We start from the raw sequence: 16,780 nt of genomic DNA, 5'->3' as shown, positions 1-16,780 counted from the left end.
CTCAGCCTGCGTGCGATTGATAAGCAATCATGCGCAGGCGACCAGACCAGTTTTAAGGCTACAATTTTCAAGAAAACAATTTCCGCGACAAGCCGCCGCTGAATTGCGGCCTGCCATTTTTTTACATGGATGCCTCCGCAAGCGCGTACTTCAAAAGCATACAAACATCCACAGTAGTGAACTTGCACTAATGGCTTAACGCCAAGCCCCTTCCCTATACTTTGAATCAGTGAGCCGGGATGCGGTATAAGAGTTGTTTGCTCTGAATGCCGTTGCCCGGCTGACACATGTAGATTCGACAGACTTCGAGGGGCAGCATCTTGAGCACTACCAGACCGAAAACATTGAAACGCAATCTCCTGAGCACAACAACTTTGGCGCACATGCGCACAGGCATCGTTTCGGGACTGACCCTCTCGACACTTATATTGGGGGCAAGTTTCACTCCAGCGCAGGCGCAGACACAATGCGTGACGACAGGCACGGGCAGCAACGCGATTACCAACTGCACTTTGGCCTCGGGTGCTGATAATTGGACATCTGCAAACGGAACGAATGGCGCTATCAACGGCGATTTGCGCGTGGGCACTGTCAACGGCGTTCAAGCGGACTTGCTGATTTCGGGCGTCAAAGCTTACAGCAGAAATGGCTATATCGGCCAAGGCGGCAGCCGGGACAATCCATACTCCGGCGTTGTGACCGTTTCGGGACCCGGTGCAGAATGGAACCTTACGGGTGACCTCCTCTATATTGGCGGCTTGGGAAATACCTACGGCAAGGGCAAGTTGATTATTGAGAATGGCGGCAAGGTTGATGTCAATTCTTTACAATTGAGCAGCGCTATTTTCGATGGTTCGCAAGGCGTTCTGGTCGTTACGGGCGAAGGTTCAATTCTCAACGCCAACGAATTTACTGGCCTTGATGGATCTGACGCGATTACTGATCCGATCTCAGTTCTGGACAAGGGGAAGATCATCACCAATACTGTTTCTTTAAACAGGCAAGGTGGCGCCGCACTCGTCAGTGGTGCTGGCTCCCAATGGCTGAACAGCGGTCACATGGCAAACCGCAGCGGACTAAGGGTTGAAAACGGCGGCGAGGTCAAGACCAAGTCGTTGCTCCTTGAGTCAGTGAGCAAGGTGACAGGACAAGGGTCTCTCCTCCACGTCGATGAGACATTTGTTCAAGACGCAGATTTCGGTGAAGGTGGAACAATCATTTCCGATGGCGGGCGTCTTGAAGCTGCAAACATCTTGGTTGATGTGGGATCAATCGGCCTCGAAAGCGGTGGCCTTGTAACCACCAAGTCGATGAGGGTGACCGATCTGGGCTCTCTGTCTGTCGCCGGTGACGGCTCGTTGCTCGATATTGACGGCAAACTGACAGCCGAGGGATTTGTCACTGTTTCGGATGGAGGGCTCGTAAAAACCACAAGCGGGATGAGCCTCAATAGCATTCTCTTTATCGGCGGCGGCGTCAAAAAAGATCAAAACGGAAATACCGTGCTAGCCGATGCAAAAGCCGCTGGCCGGATAGATTCAGAAACGGCCATCAAATTCGTGAATGACCCGCTTTCCAATAACAAGCTGGTCTTCAACCATACAAACAGCGGATACATGTTCTCCAACACGCTGACCGGTGGCGGTCAGATTGACGCCTATTCGGGCGAAACAATTGTGACAGGTGATCTTTCGCAGTTTTATACCGGAAATGGCGGTGATGGCACCATCAATGTGGATGGCAAGAACGCGAAACTTGTCATCAAGAGCAATATGGACACTACCAATCTTGACCAGGATGTGGGAGAGCAAAGCCAATCAAAATTCGCTGTTAAAAGTGGCACGTTGATTGTCGATGGCATTGCGGGGCGCACCTATAAAACGACCTCTGGCGCGGACGAATTCACGCGTTACAGCAATGACATTCAGGTTTGGGGTGCCCAGTCCAACAATGAAAATGCCGATCGTGATCCTACCCTTTTCGGACGACTTGGGGGTTCGGGTACGGTTGGTTCCGTCACACTGGAAACGAACGCACGAATTGCTCCAGGCAACAACTCGGCTGGAACACTGACTGTCATGGGTGCGCTGGAGTTTCAGGACGGCTCGGTCTATGAGGCCGATGTCGCAGGCAACGGCTCAAGCGATAAGATCGTCGTCAAGGATATTGGTCCAAATGCGGTTATCGGGCTTTTCCGGCCCAGCGGCGTAGCTCAAATCGGAAATAATGTGAATGTCGAGGTCAATGCCCTCGATTCTGCAACGAGTTACCAGAACGGCCAGACCTATACGATACTGACGGCAGAGAAAGGCATTGATGGGCAATTTGCTCAAGCCGTGTCGAAATCAGCATTTCTGGACGTGTCACTGGATCAAAAGGCAAACCAGGTTGATCTGAAGATCGCAGTCAAGAGCACCGGCCCGGGACCAGGCAATCCGGGTGAACCGGGCAATCCAGGTGGCCCAGGCGACCCGGGAGGCCCCACCGAACCCAAGCCGGGTGAACCTGGACCGGGAAAACCAACACAGCCAGGTCCGATCAACCATATATTCCAGACAGTCGCGCAGACAGACAATCAGTACAACACGGCAGGAGCCTTGGGCAGCCTTGCCCAAAGCGGTCCATCACTAGCGCTATTCAATCGGATAGCGTCTTTGAGTGCCGACAACGCCCGTGTTGCTTACAATCAATTGTCTGGCGAGGTGCATGCCTCAACCAAGACGGCGTTGATCAATGACAGCCACCAACTGCGCAATGCCATCAATGACCGTATCCGCGCAGCCTTTGGCGATGTGGCTGCAGTGGATGTGCCCGTCATGGGTTATGGCCCGGACGCCAAGGCGCTTGCACCGGCAGATGTGCCGGTAATGGCTGCGTGGGGGCAGGCATTTGGTGCATGGAGCGAAACAAAGTCAAATGGCAATGCGTCAAAGCTCGACCAGTCGACCGGCGGTTTTGTTACCGGCTTTGATGCTGCTCTTGCTGAAAGCTGGCGTCTGGGTGTGATGGCAGGATACAGCCGTTCAAGCTTCGATATGGACGGCCGAGGCTCGTCCGGCGACAGCGATAATTATCATGTCGGTGTCTATGGCGGTGGTCATTGGGGTGCCGTGTCCTTGCGGTCCGGCCTTGGCTATAGCTGGCACTCGATCGAAACGTCTCGCACGGCAGCTTTCTCCGGCTTCGAAGAACATCTGAGCGCTGATTATGATGCGGCTACATTCCAGGCCTTTGGTGAACTGGGCTACCGGATCGACACAAAAAGGGTCGCGTTTGAGCCCTTTGCCAATCTGGCACATGTCCGCGTGAAGACCGATGGCTTCAGCGAAACAGGCGGCATTGCCGGACTGAGGGCGCACAGCGAGACAACCGACACGACCTTCACTACATTGGGTCTACGGGCGTCGGCTCCCTTTTCGCTGGGAGCAACGGATGTCGAGATACGCGGCACGCTCGGCTGGCAGCACGCCTTCGGCGATATCACACCATCCTCGACACTTGCCTTTGCTACCGGCAATGCCTTCTCGACAGCAGGCGTACCGATTGCCGAGGATACGGCTCTTGTCGAGGCAGGCGTTGACTTCAAGCTCAGCCACCGGGCCACGCTGGGCGTGAGCTATACCGGCCAGTTCGGCTCCGGCCTCACCCAGAATGCCGTCGATGCGAAACTCGGCGTAAAATTCTGATGCGTCTGCAGCATCTGACTTTCGGAGTGGCGGCGAGTATACTCGCTGCCACTCCGCTTCATGCCCAGACAGACGCAACCAAGCCAGCAGCCGCCCCTTCCTCTCTTGCGGAAACCTATGAAGACTGGAGCGTGAATTGCGAGGTTCGGGAGGCCAAACGCCATTGCATCCTGTTTCAACAACAAATGCACAAGAACGGCCAACGGGTTCTGACACTCGAATTCACGCCCGAAGGCGAAACCGGGCTGAAGGGCAATCTCGCCCTGCCCTTCGGCCTTTATCTTGAGAAAGGTGTCTCGTTCCGTATTGATGATAGCCCAGCGGGAAAGCCATCGCGGTTCCGCACCTGTATGCCGGGAGGCTGCATTGTCCCGCTGACATTCACCGGCGCCACCGCCAATGTGTTGCGTAAAGGAAAGGTTTTGAACCTCGGCGTTTTTGCCAGCGATACAGAAAAGGACCTCACCTTCGCGGTATCGCTCAAAGGCTTCGAAACCGCCCTCAAACGAACAGTCGAGCTTCAGCGGCAATAGCAGGTTTGTCCAAGGTTTATCCGGACTTGCGGCTATGCTCGACTGTCGAAACCTCCAATAACTGCCTTGGCGGCTGCTGCCGATCTAGAGCTTACATTCAAAACCCGCAAAAGCGCCGATACATGAATGCTTACGGTGTAGGGAGAAATGTCCAGTTTCCGGCCAATTTCTTTGTTGGTTTTTCCCTCTGCAATCAACCGCAAGACTTCGCGTTGCCGTGCTGTGAGAAAAGAAAAGTCAGATCGATGGCTGCTGGGAGATGATGTTACCGACGATGATCGTTTGATAACAAACTCTCCGTCTTCGATGCTGCGTATCGCGGCGCTTACTTCGTCAGGCATCACGGCTTTGCTGATAAAGCCATTCGCGCCCATGTCGGCAATTCGGTCGATTATTGCTGCATCATCCAGCATTGACAGAAGGATTATGGAAGAATCCCTGAATTCCTGCCGTAAATCCGCGATTGATCTGGCAGGATCGAGACCAGGAAAAACCCACTCAAGAATAAATGTGCTTGGCGCTGGTCCGGTGCGGGCCAAGGCCAACATTTCACCCAGGCTGCCCGCTTCCTGCACTTCAGCAAATGGATAAAGGCGTTGGACAATGCGGCGCAACCCTTCGCGAAACAGTGGATGATCATCCGCTATAATCGTTCGACTTTTTTCTGGTCGTTCCGTCACATTTATTCCACAGGCGTTATGGGCTTCGATCAAGAATTGAAATGCCCCCGATAATAACGGCGCGGGGAAGCACCATACACAAACGGCTACCGCAAAACCCAACGGGGAAGAATCGCCTTTCTACCAACGACGCCGCTACCGGACGAAGCGCTTGGCTTTTCTATGAACGGCTGCTTTTGATCGACGAGCGGTTCTCGACACGAGGGACGCATTGGAAGATAAAGAGCATATGGGGCAAGTGAGCGAAGCAAAATTGGCGGATGGTGGGTTCTATGGTGCCAAGGTGCGCAGTGCCACGGTTTGGCTCGGCATTTTTTACTGGTCAACCGAGTTTATCATCAGCAGCATATTGTGGGGAATTCTCGGCGTCGACCCCCTCGAATCTGCTATAGGAAAACTCATTTTGATGCTGTTCAGCATCGCAATGACATTCGCGATTTCCTTCATCATTTACCGGCTGCACAATGTGCATCTGGCGGTCAAAATCATGACCTGTTTCACGTTGTCCCTCCTTGCCGCCGTGATCAACGCCTACATCGATTTTGCGATATATTATGTCTACATGTTGCCTCAAACGGTTACATTCAACTGGACGAATTTCGGTTACACCCTGGTTTATGGCATGTCTGTTTTCCTGGGCTGGTCCTGCCTCTTCGTCGCCTTGCTCTACAGCTTCGAGATAAGGGAAAACGAGCGGCGTCTGGCTGCATCGCGTGAGGAAGCCCTGTCAGCTCAGATGCGGGCCTTGCGATACCAGGTAAACCCGCATTTCCTTTTCAACACGCTCAATTCGATTGCGGGTCTGGTTGAAGAAGGAAATACGGTGGGAGCAGGCCGCATGGTTTTATCCCTCTCATCGTTCTTGCGCACCACCCTGGAGCTTGATCCCCTCAACGATGTAAGACTGGCGGACGAGCTGACATTGCAAACCGGCTATTTAAATATTGAAGGGGAGCGCTTTTCGGATCGCATGAAGGTGCGTGTCGATGTGGCACGGGAATTGGAGAATGCGCTCGTCCCGAGCCTCATCCTGCAGCCGCTCATCGAAAATGCCGTCAAGCATGGCGTCAGCGACAAGCCTGGAATGGTCGAGATTTTGATCAGCGCCGGTCGCGTTGGCGAGGTTCTGAACCTTTCCGTCGAGAATGATGTTTCTGATGCACCAAATCCGCGCCGTACGCACGGTATGGGAATAGGGTTGAAAAACGTTGCCCATCGCATGGAAACCCGCTTTCCGGGTGCAGGCTCGTGCGTGGCGGGATATATCACCCCGAGCCGCTTCAAGGCCTCCCTGACCATGCCTTTGAGGCTCGCATGAAGGACCTTTCGGTACTCATCGTTGACGACGAACCATTGGCGCGCCGGAGGTTGGTTCGCATGCTCGATGCCCTGCCGGGATTTCGGACAATAGGAGAAGCAGGCGACGTCCGTCAGGCCTATGACCATGCCCGTGAGTTAATGCCCGACATCATGCTACTCGATATTCAGATGCCGGGTGGCAGCGGGTTCGATGTGCTTGAACAACTGGGAACAGATGTGCCCGTTATTATCTTCGTGACGGCATTTGATCATCACGCTCTTCGCGCTTTCGACGCAAGCGCGGTCGACTATGTGACCAAGCCCATAGAACCATCCCGGTTGCATTCTGCCATGGTTCGCGCTCGCCTTGCCGTCGAGGCACGCAATAGTGTCGAACGTGTCGAAGAACTTCAGGAAACAATTCTTGCCCTGCGCCTGGCCTTGCGCAAAGACGAGGCGCGGCAGACCGATCTTTGGCTCAAGCATCAAGGCGATGCCATTCGGCTGCCGCTGGAAAAGATAAATTGGATCGAAGCCGACCGGGACTATGTACGGATACACACCACGGATCGATATTTTCTACACCATGAAAGCCTTGCATCAATGGAACGGCGGCTTGACGCTTCCGAGTTCATGCGCATTCATCGCGGCGCAATCGTGCGTCGGAACTGCATTGCCAAACTGAAGCAAGCGCCCTTCTCGGCATTGATTGCGGTTTTGGTCGACGGTAGCGAAATTCGGGTCGGTCGGACATACTCAAGAACCGTCCGCATGTTCGCAGGCCTTGAGACGAGACTTGCCTAATAGGATGCCGAGAAGGTCTGATCCCCCAGCCGATCTTGTGAAGATCGGCAAGACAAAGGCCGCTCAATTGTTTAACACGTCCCGAGCCGGCGGTCGGACCCTCTGGATATCTCGAGATCATCGAAATGACGCGCGTCGGCTTTCCTGACATCCAGTGGACTCTAGAGGAAACGATCGCCGAAGGCGACAATGTTGCGGCTCGCTTCACCTATGCTGGGACAACATCGCTGTTAACACGCTGCTCGATCCCGCTCTACTCTTCAGTACGCGCCTTCACTCCCATTCGATTGTGCCTGGGGGCTTCGATGTCACGTCATAAACGACGCGGTTAATGCCTTTAACCTCATTGATAATCCGAGTCGCCGCCTGGCCGAGGAAGTTCATATCGTAGTGATAGAAATCCGCCGTCATGCCATCGACCGATGTCACCGCGCGCAGGGCGCAGACAAATTCGTAGGTGCGTCCATCACCCATGACACCAACAGTCTGCACGGGCAGGAGAACAGCGAAAGCCTGCCAGATCACATCATAGAGTCCGGCCTTGCGGATTTCGTCGAGATAGACGGCATCTGCTTCACGCAGGATTTCAAGCTTCTCGCGGGTAATGCCGCCCGGGCAACGGATTGCCAGACCTGGACCCGGGAAAGGATGACGGCCAATGAAATGATCCGGCAGGCCAAGCTCCTTACCGAGCACACGCACTTCATCCTTGAAAAGTTCGCGCAGAGGCTCGACGAGCTTCATATTCATGCGTTCAGGCAAGCCGCCAACATTGTGATGCGACTTGATCGTCACCGAAGGACCGCCGGTGAAGGAAACGCTTTCAATCACATCTGGATAGAGCGTGCCTTGCGCAAGGAAATCGGCGCCGCCAAGTTTCTTGGCTTCTTCCTCGAAGACTTCAATGAAGAGCCGGCCGATCGTCTTGCGTTTCTTTTCCGGATCACTTTCGCCCTCGAGCGCGTCAATGAAACGATCCTGTGCATTCACAAGAATAAGCGGCAGATTATAGTGCTCGCGGAACATGCTGACGACATCTGCCGCCTCGCCCTTACGCATCAGACCATGGTCAACAAGGATGCATGTAAGCTGATCGCCAACCGCTTCGTGGATGAGCAAAGCCGCTACGGACGAATCAACCCCGCCTGATAGGGCGCAGATGACTTTCTTGTCACCAACCTGTTTGCGAATGAGATCGACCGCCTTTTCGCGGTAGGCCGACATGGACCAATCACCCTCAATTCCTGCAATACGATGGACAAAGTTCTGGAGGAGCTTTGCGCCATCAGGCGTATGCACGACTTCAGGATGAAACTGCACGGCGTAATATTTTCTGGCTTCGTCTGCGATGGCGGCGAAAGGCGCGCCAGTCGAGGTGCCGACAACCTTGAAGCCTTCAGGAATCGAGACGACACGATCGCCATGGCTCATCCAAACCTGATGACGCGTGCCCTTGGCCCATATACCGTCGAATAGCGCGCATTCTTCTTGGATATCAAGAAAAGCGCGGCCGAATTCGCGATGATGCCCGCTTTCAACCTTGCCGCCAAGCTGTGCGCACATGGTCTGTTCGCCGTAGCAGATGCCAAGAACCGGGACATTGGAATCGAATACATCCTGCGGCGCGCGCGGGCTGCCAATATCGACAGTTGAATGCGGGCTGCCGGAAAGAATGACCGCTTTTGGCTTGATGCGGTGGAACGCTTCCTGAGCTGATTGGAAGGGAACGATCTCGGAATAGACACCGGCTTCGCGAACGCGACGCGCAATCAGCTGTGTTACCTGGCTGCCGAAATCGACGATGAGGACTGTATCGGGATGAGTGGGAGTGTTCATGGCGGGCCTTTAAAGCAAATGTCGGTTAGGCGCAATGGGTTGTCAAAGCTTACTGACAAACTGATTCCGATTGTTAACAGGGTGGATTAATAGCACTGGTGTTTCTTTTGCATCCATTACGAGAGGCAACTGGAAGCCAGTTTCTCCGACGAAGATATTTTAGATTTCCCAACGAAAGAACTTCTCAATGCAATGAAGCAATGGGTTTCAGAAAGGAAGCCTGTTGAAATGTTGCATTATAAATTGATTGATCCATCCTCAATTGCATCAGCCATGGTCTCAACAGCCACTGCCAGTTTCTCATCGATTACGTGCAGATACTCAGTCCAATCCCCGAGATGCTGAAGCTCCTCTGCGCCATCGGAAATTCCACGCAGACCGATCAAAGGGAGATTGAAGCGATGGCAGGCACGAAGGATGGAGAACGTCTCCATTTCCACCATATCCGCGTCAACTAGATCATAGGCTTTGCCCGAGACGATGTTGGCACCACTGGACAGTGTCGCTTCCTTTATACCCGGAATGCGATAATCGAGTGGGAGCTTCACCGGCAGGTCAAGAAATGGCGTGGCACCCTTGATAAACCCTAGCGGCGAGGCATCCATGTCCCGATAGGACACACTGGTCGCCTGATAGATTTCGGTCTGTTCAAGAATGCGGGATCCGGCAGAACCCAACGATACGACCAAATCCGGCAAGGACGATGTGGCCCCCAAATGTGCGAGAACGGACGAAACGCTGACGGCCGATTCCACGGGGCCGACGCCAGTGATCAGCGGCGTAAAAAGTTTTTGCAAGTGATGGCCATATTCGGCAGTTGCTGCCATGGCAAACAAAACACGTTTGCCAGCAATCGGGGTGACATAATCAAACATTTCAGCCTGCCGGGTTCAGCCAATAAAGGGAAGCGTTAAGCAGGGTCGCGAAGGCCACCCATGCCAGATAAGGGAGAAACAAAATTGCCGATGTGCGCTCTGTTCTCCAGCTCACTTTGATGAAGCCTATAATTGAAATCAGCAGAAGCACGATGACGACCAGTGCAAGACCCATTTGCTGGAGCCCGAAAAAACTCGGCGACCAAAGAAAATTGAATAGAAGTTGTGCCCACCAGAATTGCTGGGGGGATGCCAGACCACGATCCCATACACGCCAGCCAGCAAGAGCGATAATGACGTAAAGAACTGTCCAGACGGGGGCAAAAAGCCAGTTCGGCGGATTGAATGATGGCTTGACCAGACTGGCATACCATTCACCCGGAAGGGTTATGTAACCAATTGCAAGCCCACCACCAACGACTAAAACCAAAAACAGCAAAAGCACCATGGAACGAGACATAGGAATATTCCTGTGAATGACTTGCGCCGGTTGTAGCCTTATTTTTCCCGCCTGAGAACCGAAATGAAGAAGCCATCGGTTGATGTTGAAAACGGAGAGAGGATCGTGGTTCCATCTTTAAACAATGGTTTGAGGTCCTTGTCTTCAGACACAGCCTGGCTCCAGATCGGCTGGCTGTCGATGACGCCGTATTCGGGGTTTGTCGCTAGAAATGCCGAAACCTGATTGCCGTTTTCGGGAGCGAAAAGCGAACAGGTAATGTAGACCAAACGTCCACCCGGCTTCACATAAGCCTTGGCGGCATCCAACACCTGGCGCTGCTCAACTTCGCGCCGCTCCAGCTGTTGCTCGCTCAATCGCCATTTTGCATCCGGCCTGCGCCGCCATGTTCCTGAACCGGTGCATGGCGCGTCAACGAGAACCAGATCCATCTGGCCTTCCAGCGGAACGAGATCGCTTATATTGGCATGGGCCTGTGCGTTGCGTACCCCTGCCCGCTTGAGGCGGTCAAATATAGGTGCCAAACGCGCGCGTTCCGCATCATAGGCGTGGATCTGTCCCTTATTATTCATCTCGGCAGCCAGGGCAAGCGTCTTGCCGCCTGCACCGGCGCAGTAGTCCAGCACCTGTTCGCCCGGCTTAGCATTGCTGAGCTTGGCTGCAATCTGCGAGCCCAAGTCCTGCACCTCGAACAATCCGCGCTGGAAGGCTGGCTCAGCCTGTACGTTTGGATGACGACCCATGGCGCGTAAAGGCGGCACACGAATAGCCGTTTCCAGCAGCGGCGCGGGATTAGCTCCAGCGCGTGCCAGTTCTTTCAGCACCTTTTCGCGGTCAGCCTTCAACGTATTGACGCGAAGATCAACAGGAGGCCGGTCGCTCAATGCTGCGGCTTCTTCCACCCATTTATCGCCGAAGATCGCCTGAAAATGCCCCACGCACCATTCCGGCACATCGGCGCGAATATGGTCTGGCGCAGATTTCAGATCACGCGACTCCCACATGGTCAATTGATCTGCATCGAGAGGTTCTGGAGCAAACTTGTCGCCTTCAAGCGCGGCATTGATATCTTCAATATTCAGTTCGGCATCAGACAGCAGAACACCAAAAGCAATATGGCGTGCCGCATCGCTATCCATGCGCCAACCGAGCGACAATTTCCGGCGCAGCGCATCATAGACAATATTACCAATGACAGCACGGTCACCAGCCCCGGCGAAACGATGCGACAACCCCCAATCCTTCAAAGCATCCGAGGCGGGACGCTTGCGATTTTCAATATCTTCGAGAACTTCGATTGCCGCCTGCAGGCGTCCGCCAAGTCGCATATGAATTCCTTGTAAGCCTTTAGAGCTTTTCCAACTCTTTCACTGTCGCATACATGGCTGCGACAATAAAAGAAAGCCGGGGCTTGCGCCCCGGCTTTCTATTGTTCGTTGTTCGCGTCGGCCTATTCGGCAGCGACGTCTTTTTCCTCGTTGGAGATAGCATTGGCCTCATAGCCATGTGCCTCTTTCAAAGCGGCACGCACACCGGCTTCATAATCCGGGTGAACACGGGCGAAATGCACCAACTGGCGCTCGATGATCTCGCTTGGAACGCCGCCCATTGCCGCAGCAATGTTAGAGAAGAGTCGCGAGCGCTGACCAGCATCGAAGAGGTTGAACAATGCGGTTACCTGACCGTAATCATCATTGCCGATGCGGTGGTTGAAGCGGTCCGCATCGCCCGAAAGCTTGAGCGGCGGCTCTTTGGCCGAAGGCTGTTCTACTGCGCCGGAAAAGCTGTTGGGCTCATAATAAGCATCCACATTGCCGGTTTTCTGGCCGAAGAAATTCATCTGGCCATCCTTGTGATAGTGATGGACAGGGCATTTCGGCTGGTTAACCGGAAGCGCTTCATAATGCGTGCCAAGACGATAGCGATGGGCGTCAGCATAGGAGAAAACACGTGCCTGCAACATCTTGTCAGGTGAGTGGCCGATGCCCGGAACAACGTTTGATGGCGAGAAAGCAGCCTGTTCGATTTCGGCGAAATAATTGTCCGCATTGCGGTTGAGTTCCATCACACCAATTTCAATCGGCGGAAATTCACCATGCGGCCAGACCTTGGTCAGATCAAATGGATTATAGCTCGTACGTTCGGCTTCAGCTTCGGTCATGACCTGAACCTGAACAGTCCATTTGGGAAATTCACCGCGCTCAATACCGCCGAAGAGTTCTTCCTGATAGGTTTCACGAGATTTGCCGATAAGGGTTTCAGCTTCCGCATTGGTGTAAAACTTGTGGCCTTGCTGGGTCTTGAAGTGGAATTTGACCCAGAAACGTTCACCGGCATCGTTCCAGAAAGAATAGGTATGGGAGCCGTAGCCATTCATATACATCGGCGCGACTGGCAGGCCGCGATCCGACATGAGAATTGTTACCTGATGCAGACTTTCGGGTGAAAGCGACCAGAAGTCCCACATGGCAGTGGCAGAACGCAGGTTGGTGCGTGGATGACGCTTCTGCGTGTGAATGAAATCCGGGAACTTCAGTGGATCGCGAACGAAGAATACCGGCGTATTATTGCCGACGAGATCCCAATTGCCTTCGCTTGTATAGAACTTCAACGCAAAACCGCGCACATCACGCTCAGCATCGGCAGCGCCAAGCTCACCGGCAACAGTCGAGAAACGCAGAAGCAATGGAGTTTCTGCACCGGGCTGCAGAGCCTTGGCTTTGGTGTAACGCGAAATATCGCCGGTGATCTTCAATGTACCAAATGCGCCCCAACCTTTGGCATGAACCACGCGCTCAGGAATGCGCTCGCGATTCTGATGCGCGAGCTTTTCAAGCAGCTGATAATCATCAAGCAGTATCGGACCACGCTCACCTGCAGTTCTGGAATTCTGATTGTCCGATACCGGTGCACCGGCGGTTGTCGTCAATGTTGGACGGTCAGCCATGGGGCTTCTCCCTTGATTGTCTCGAGCTTTGAAATGATCGGCGCAGCTTTAGCTGACCTCTGATTCCAGAATAGAACTATTCCAATCATAGTTTCCAATTGTATTTAGAATTATTATTGATAGGATTTACCTATCATGTTCTCTGTACGGCAAATGCGCTATTTTGATATCCTCGCCACCACGCTGCACTTTCGCAAGGCAGCAGAGGCGGCGCGTATATCGCAGCCTGCTCTCTCAGCCCAAATAGCGGAAATGGAGACGCGACTTGGTACGACATTGTTTGAGCGGACGCGTCGCTCGGTTGTTTTGACAGATATGGGTCGCAAATTGCTGCCTAAAATCCAGAGCATTCTTGATGAAATCCGCTCATTGGAAGATCTGGCATTGGAAAAGCGCGGCACTTTGCTGGGTCGCCTGCGTCTCGGAATCATTCCAACCATAGCGCCCTACCTGCTGCCGATACTCATTCCGCACCTGCACGACAACTATCCGGATCTTTCCATTGAACTGCGCGAAGCTTTAACCTCGAAGCTGGTGGAGGATTTGCGGCTTGGTGATCTCGATGTCCTGATCGCCGCGCTGCCTATCGATGGCGAGGGCACAGTCTCGATGCCGCTTTTCCGTGATCGTTTTCTGATCGCCACATCGAGCAACGACACGGATATTCTTTCATCGCCCATGACGCAGGAGAATGTTGCTGTTGAGCGTCTGCTGCTGCTGGAAGAAGGCCACTGCCTGCGCGATCAGGCCTTGGCTGTATGTACCAGCGTCAAGCAAAGACAACTCGTCAATTATGGCGCGACCAGTCTGGCGACATTATTGCAGATGGTCAGCCACGGCATGGGTCTCACATTGATTCCGGAAATAGCCGTTCGGACCGAGGCTGGCCGCAATAATGTAAGGATTTCATCTTTTGCCGCTCCTGAACCCGCCCGTGAAATAGGGTTAATCTGGCGAAAGCAGAGCAAACGACGCGAAGATTTTGAGGCGCTTGCGGCTGTCATCATGGATTGCGGCCGCAAATTGACCGTTTCAGAAAAAGAATTGGCTGATTTGGTGGCTTAAACTTAAACCACTGGTGGCAGCAGAAGGTGCATGGCCAGCATGATCCAAAGAACGCCATTGAGAATAAAGCCCAATACGAAAATCGGCTGCCGATAACGAAGCCGGTTCGTCGTGACGTGAATAAACGTATGAGCCAACCGCGCGCCGACAAAGAGCCAGGCGATGACCACAGCGAGATATGATACGCCGTTGACCACATAGAGTGACAGGCAAACGACATAGAACAACAGTGGCACTTCGTAGAGATTGCCCAGGTTGCGGATCGTCGTTGCGCTGATTTCCGGCTCGCTCGTTGGAATGATGAACTCTTGAATCTTGGCCTGACCGCTCATGACCGCCCGCCGGCGCCGAAGAAAAAGCAGTAAATAAACGCAATAGATCAGAAAGGTCAAAGTGATCATGGGCCAGAAAATTTGTGTCTGTGACATGGCGTTCTCCTGCTATCCGGAATGTTTCCAATAAAGGAGACTGCGGAAATTCTCCATCGTCCCTATGCATAATTTACTGACGGTGCTTATGTGCGGGAATTGACCATATGCAAGCCCGGTATCGATCTCATTTCCGCCAAAAGATATTCGACGAACAGCTTGATCTTGCGTGGCAGGAAACGCCCGCTGGCATATACGGCATGGATGTCCATCGGCGCATATCCATAATCCGGCAATATGCGAACCAACTTTCCACCATTGATCAAGGGTTGAACAAGCGGCAGCTGTGCGGCACCAATACCAAGGCCTGCGCAGAGAGCGTCATTGAGCACAAATGCGTTATTGGCGAGGAAAACAGACCTGATTGCCGCATCGACCGAACCATCTGGCCCTATCAAAGGCACCATTTCTCCCGGCGGGGACCAAATGAAACGGACAAACCCGTGCTTGACGAGATCATCCGGCGTGACCGGGCTGCCATGTGTGGTGATGTAGTCTGGAGAGGCGACCAGAACCCTGTCAAATGAGCCGAGTTTACGTGCAATCAAGTCAGATGATTTCATTGCGCCGAACCGGATAGCCACGTCGACATTATCGGTGATCAGATCGGCAATGCGGTCGTCGAGGACCAGTTCAGACCGCAAATCCGGATGCTGCTGCTGGAAATTGATTACAAAGCGAGCGAGGTACATTTGGCCAAAGCCGACGGGCGCGTGGATGCGCAAACTACCTCGTAACGCAGTGGAATAGGCGGTGGCGCCCTCTTCCGCTTCATCCACCGCATGCAATATTTCAAGGGCGCGCCGATAGTAGGTTTCGCCTCCCTCAGTCACGACAAGCTGACGCGTCGAACGATGAAAAAGGCTGATACCCAGATGACGTTCAAGAGCAGCGATCTGCTGGCTGACGGCGGGCTGTGTCAGGCCAAGCTCACGTGCAGCGGCAGACAGAGTTCCAAGCTCTGCGACGCGCACGAAAGTTTTCATCGCCGATAACCGATCCATCACTCACCTCAAAGTTTCTCTTATGAATCATATCATTATTGACGCTCTACACAAACAATTATGCATGGATGATATTCCCTCCAGTAAAATGGAGCGGTTCAAATGACGGAAAAAACGAAGAAGGCAGTTGTTGTCGGTGCCAATGGCATTATCGGCAGCAATCTTATTGCGTATCTAGTCGAGCTTGGCGATTGGGATATTGTTGGTCTGTCACGGCGAGGCGGTGAGACGGTAGGGAAAGTCAGTCATATCGCCGTCGATCTTCTTAATGCGGCAGAAGCAAAAGCCAAGCTTTCCCATCTGACCAATATCACTCACATATTTTATGCGGCCTACCAGGATCGTCCAAGCTGGGCCGAGCTGGTCGCGCCCAATCTGGCAATGCTGGTCAATGTGGTGAATGCAATCGAGCCGATTGCGCCTAGCCTTGAGCATATCAGTCTCATGCAAGGCTATAAGGTCTATGGTGCACATCTGGGCCCGTTCAAAACGCCGGCACGCGAAACCGACGCCAATCACATGCCGCCGGAATTCAACATCGACCAGCAGGATTTCCTTGAAGCCTTGCAAAAGGGCAAAAGCTGGAACTGGTCGGCATTGCGCCCTTCTGTGGTTATCGGCTTTGCTCTGGGTAATCCCATGAATCTGGCGTCGGTCATTGCTGTCTATGCGTCCATGTCGAAGGAGCTTGGTATTCCATTGCGTTTTCCAGGAAAGCCCGGCGCATATCACAGCCTCCTGGAAATGACCGATGCAGGGCTTCTGGCACGCGCGACTGTATTCATTGCGACTAATCCGCAATGCGGCAATCAGGCCTTCAACATCAATAATGGCGATTTATTCCGTTGGAGCGAATTATGGCCCAGAATTGCGCAATATTTCGGCTTGGATGTTGCCCCACCTTTGCCCATGTCACTTAATGTCATCATGGCTGACAAAGCGAAACTGTGGGAGCAGATGGTGGAAAAGCACGGTCTTGCGCCAACGCCCTATTCCGACGTCTCCGCGTGGGGCTTTGGCGATTTCGTTTTCGGCTGGGATTATGATTTCTTTGCCGACGGGACAAAACTGCGGCGCGCCGGCTTTCATGAGTATATCCACACGGAGGAAATGTTTCTGCGTGTCTTCGATGATCTGAAGGCACGCAAAATTATCCCATAAGA

At 53.3% G+C, this 16,780-nt stretch carries 14 protein-coding genes and 1 pseudogene; 7 read left to right on the top strand and 8 right to left on the bottom strand.

Annotated elements, in window-relative coordinates:
* The first annotated feature begins 320 nt into the window (after positions 1 to 320).
* Positions 321 to 3,686, top strand: a complete 3,366-nt coding sequence (locus tag ACTJI9_RS10065; RefSeq protein WP_440807668.1) for an autotransporter domain-containing protein — start codon at positions 321 to 323, stop codon at positions 3,684 to 3,686.
* The gene (locus tag ACTJI9_RS10060; RefSeq protein ID WP_115055148.1) at positions 3,686 to 4,219 is read left to right on the top strand and encodes an invasion associated locus B family protein; all 534 of its coding nucleotides are present in this window, start codon (positions 3,686 to 3,688) and stop codon (positions 4,217 to 4,219) included. The genes ACTJI9_RS10065 and ACTJI9_RS10060 overlap by 1 nt, the downstream gene beginning before the upstream one ends.
* 32 nt (positions 4,220 to 4,251) lie before the next feature.
* Here the strand turns inward: ACTJI9_RS10060 and ACTJI9_RS10055 are convergent, their stop codons facing one another.
* Positions 4,252 to 4,899, bottom strand: a complete 648-nt coding sequence (locus tag ACTJI9_RS10055) for a response regulator transcription factor (RefSeq protein ID WP_307283136.1) — start codon at positions 4,897 to 4,899, stop codon at positions 4,252 to 4,254.
* Between the two features lie 211 nt (positions 4,900 to 5,110).
* On the opposite strand from ACTJI9_RS10055, the gene ACTJI9_RS10050 reads away from it, so the two are divergent.
* From ACTJI9_RS10050 to ACTJI9_RS10040, 3 genes and pseudogenes are all read left to right on the top strand, one after another.
* A complete protein-coding gene (locus ACTJI9_RS10050; RefSeq protein ID WP_337353662.1) occupies positions 5,111 to 6,217 on the top strand; it encodes a sensor histidine kinase in 1,107 nt (368 codons plus the stop codon).
* A complete protein-coding gene (locus tag ACTJI9_RS10045; RefSeq protein WP_440807663.1) occupies positions 6,214 to 7,002 on the top strand; it encodes a LytR/AlgR family response regulator transcription factor in 789 nt (262 codons plus the stop codon). The genes ACTJI9_RS10050 and ACTJI9_RS10045 overlap by 4 nt, the downstream gene beginning before the upstream one ends.
* A gap of 86 nt (positions 7,003 to 7,088) precedes the next feature.
* A pseudogene (locus ACTJI9_RS10040) lies at positions 7,089 to 7,334 on the top strand (ester cyclase); the annotation flags it as partial.
* On the opposite strand, the gene guaA reads toward ACTJI9_RS10040, so the two are convergent.
* The 5 genes from guaA to katA all read right to left on the bottom strand — a co-directional run bounded on the left by guaA (position 7,276) and on the right by katA (position 13,120).
* On the bottom strand, positions 7,276 to 8,838 hold the full coding sequence (gene guaA / locus ACTJI9_RS10035; protein ID WP_115055165.1) for a glutamine-hydrolyzing GMP synthase: 1,563 nt from the start codon (positions 8,836 to 8,838) through the stop codon (positions 7,276 to 7,278). The pseudogene ACTJI9_RS10040 and the gene guaA sit on opposite strands and share 59 nt — an antisense overlap.
* Positions 8,839 to 9,074: 236 nt before the next feature.
* Positions 9,075 to 9,713 carry a 5'-methylthioadenosine/S-adenosylhomocysteine nucleosidase gene (locus ACTJI9_RS10030; RefSeq protein WP_440807660.1) on the bottom strand — a complete coding sequence of 213 codons (639 nt, stop codon included), beginning with the start codon at positions 9,711 to 9,713 and terminating at the stop codon, positions 9,075 to 9,077.
* A gap of 1 nt (position 9,714) precedes the next feature.
* Positions 9,715 to 10,173, bottom strand: a complete 459-nt coding sequence (locus ACTJI9_RS10025; RefSeq protein WP_115055167.1) for a TspO/MBR family protein — start codon at positions 10,171 to 10,173, stop codon at positions 9,715 to 9,717.
* Between the two features lie 38 nt (positions 10,174 to 10,211).
* Complete coding sequence (locus ACTJI9_RS10020) at positions 10,212 to 11,501, bottom strand: RsmB/NOP family class I SAM-dependent RNA methyltransferase (protein WP_440807657.1); 1,290 nt, start codon at positions 11,499 to 11,501, stop codon at positions 10,212 to 10,214.
* A 122-nt stretch (positions 11,502 to 11,623) separates the two neighbouring features.
* On the bottom strand, positions 11,624 to 13,120 hold the full coding sequence (gene katA / locus ACTJI9_RS10015; RefSeq protein ID WP_440807655.1) for a catalase KatA: 1,497 nt from the start codon (positions 13,118 to 13,120) through the stop codon (positions 11,624 to 11,626).
* Between the two features lie 135 nt (positions 13,121 to 13,255).
* On the opposite strand from katA, the gene ACTJI9_RS10010 reads away from it, so the two are divergent.
* Positions 13,256 to 14,185: a hydrogen peroxide-inducible genes activator gene (locus tag ACTJI9_RS10010; protein WP_115055170.1), complete on the top strand. Its 930-nt coding sequence runs from the start codon at positions 13,256 to 13,258 to the stop codon at positions 14,183 to 14,185.
* A gap of 2 nt (positions 14,186 to 14,187) precedes the next feature.
* On the opposite strand, the gene ACTJI9_RS10005 is transcribed toward ACTJI9_RS10010, so the two are convergent.
* Together ACTJI9_RS10005 and ACTJI9_RS10000 are read right to left on the bottom strand one after the other, a co-directional pair.
* Positions 14,188 to 14,613, bottom strand: coding sequence for an MAPEG family protein (locus ACTJI9_RS10005; RefSeq protein ID WP_115055171.1), 426 nt, complete (start codon positions 14,611 to 14,613; stop codon positions 14,188 to 14,190).
* Positions 14,614 to 14,699: 86 nt separating this feature from the next.
* Positions 14,700 to 15,617 (bottom strand): LysR substrate-binding domain-containing protein, encoded by a 918-nt coding sequence (locus tag ACTJI9_RS10000; RefSeq protein ID WP_115055172.1) that lies wholly within the window; start codon positions 15,615 to 15,617, stop codon positions 14,700 to 14,702.
* A 102-nt stretch (positions 15,618 to 15,719) separates the two neighbouring features.
* Between ACTJI9_RS10000 and ACTJI9_RS09995 the strand changes: the two genes are divergently transcribed.
* Entirely contained in the window at positions 15,720 to 16,778 is a 1,059-nt protein-coding gene (locus ACTJI9_RS09995) for an SDR family oxidoreductase (RefSeq protein ID WP_440807650.1), read from the top strand.
* Positions 16,779 to 16,780 lie beyond the last annotated feature (2 nt).

Source organism: Phyllobacterium sp. 22552 (genome assembly GCF_052044585.1).
GTDB classification, from domain to species: domain Bacteria; phylum Pseudomonadota; class Alphaproteobacteria; order Rhizobiales; family Rhizobiaceae; genus Phyllobacterium; species Phyllobacterium ifriqiyense.
Note: the sequence above shows the minus strand (reverse complement) of the source record. Positions and strands in the feature narration are given on the sequence as shown.

Coding starts and splice junctions, on each gene's coding strand:
- katA (WP_440807655.1), bottom strand. CDS start 13,120: ATGGCTGACCGTCCAACATTGACGACAACCGCCGGTGCACCGGTATCG.
- ACTJI9_RS10030 (WP_440807660.1), bottom strand. CDS start 9,713: ATGTTTGATTATGTCACCCCGATTGCTGGCAAACGTGTTTTGTTTGCC.
- ACTJI9_RS10005 (WP_115055171.1), bottom strand. CDS start 14,613: ATGTCACAGACACAAATTTTCTGGCCCATGATCACTTTGACCTTTCTG.
- ACTJI9_RS10045 (WP_440807663.1), top strand. CDS start 6,214: ATGAAGGACCTTTCGGTACTCATCGTTGACGACGAACCATTGGCGCGC.
- ACTJI9_RS10000 (WP_115055172.1), bottom strand. CDS start 15,617: ATGGATCGGTTATCGGCGATGAAAACTTTCGTGCGCGTCGCAGAGCTT.
- ACTJI9_RS10060 (WP_115055148.1), top strand. CDS start 3,686: ATGCGTCTGCAGCATCTGACTTTCGGAGTGGCGGCGAGTATACTCGCT.
- ACTJI9_RS09995 (WP_440807650.1), top strand. CDS start 15,720: ATGACGGAAAAAACGAAGAAGGCAGTTGTTGTCGGTGCCAATGGCATT.
- guaA (WP_115055165.1), bottom strand. CDS start 8,838: ATGAACACTCCCACTCATCCCGATACAGTCCTCATCGTCGATTTCGGC.
- ACTJI9_RS10025 (WP_115055167.1), bottom strand. CDS start 10,173: ATGTCTCGTTCCATGGTGCTTTTGCTGTTTTTGGTTTTAGTCGTTGGT.
- ACTJI9_RS10010 (WP_115055170.1), top strand. CDS start 13,256: ATGTTCTCTGTACGGCAAATGCGCTATTTTGATATCCTCGCCACCACG.
- ACTJI9_RS10020 (WP_440807657.1), bottom strand. CDS start 11,501: ATGCGACTTGGCGGACGCCTGCAGGCGGCAATCGAAGTTCTCGAAGAT.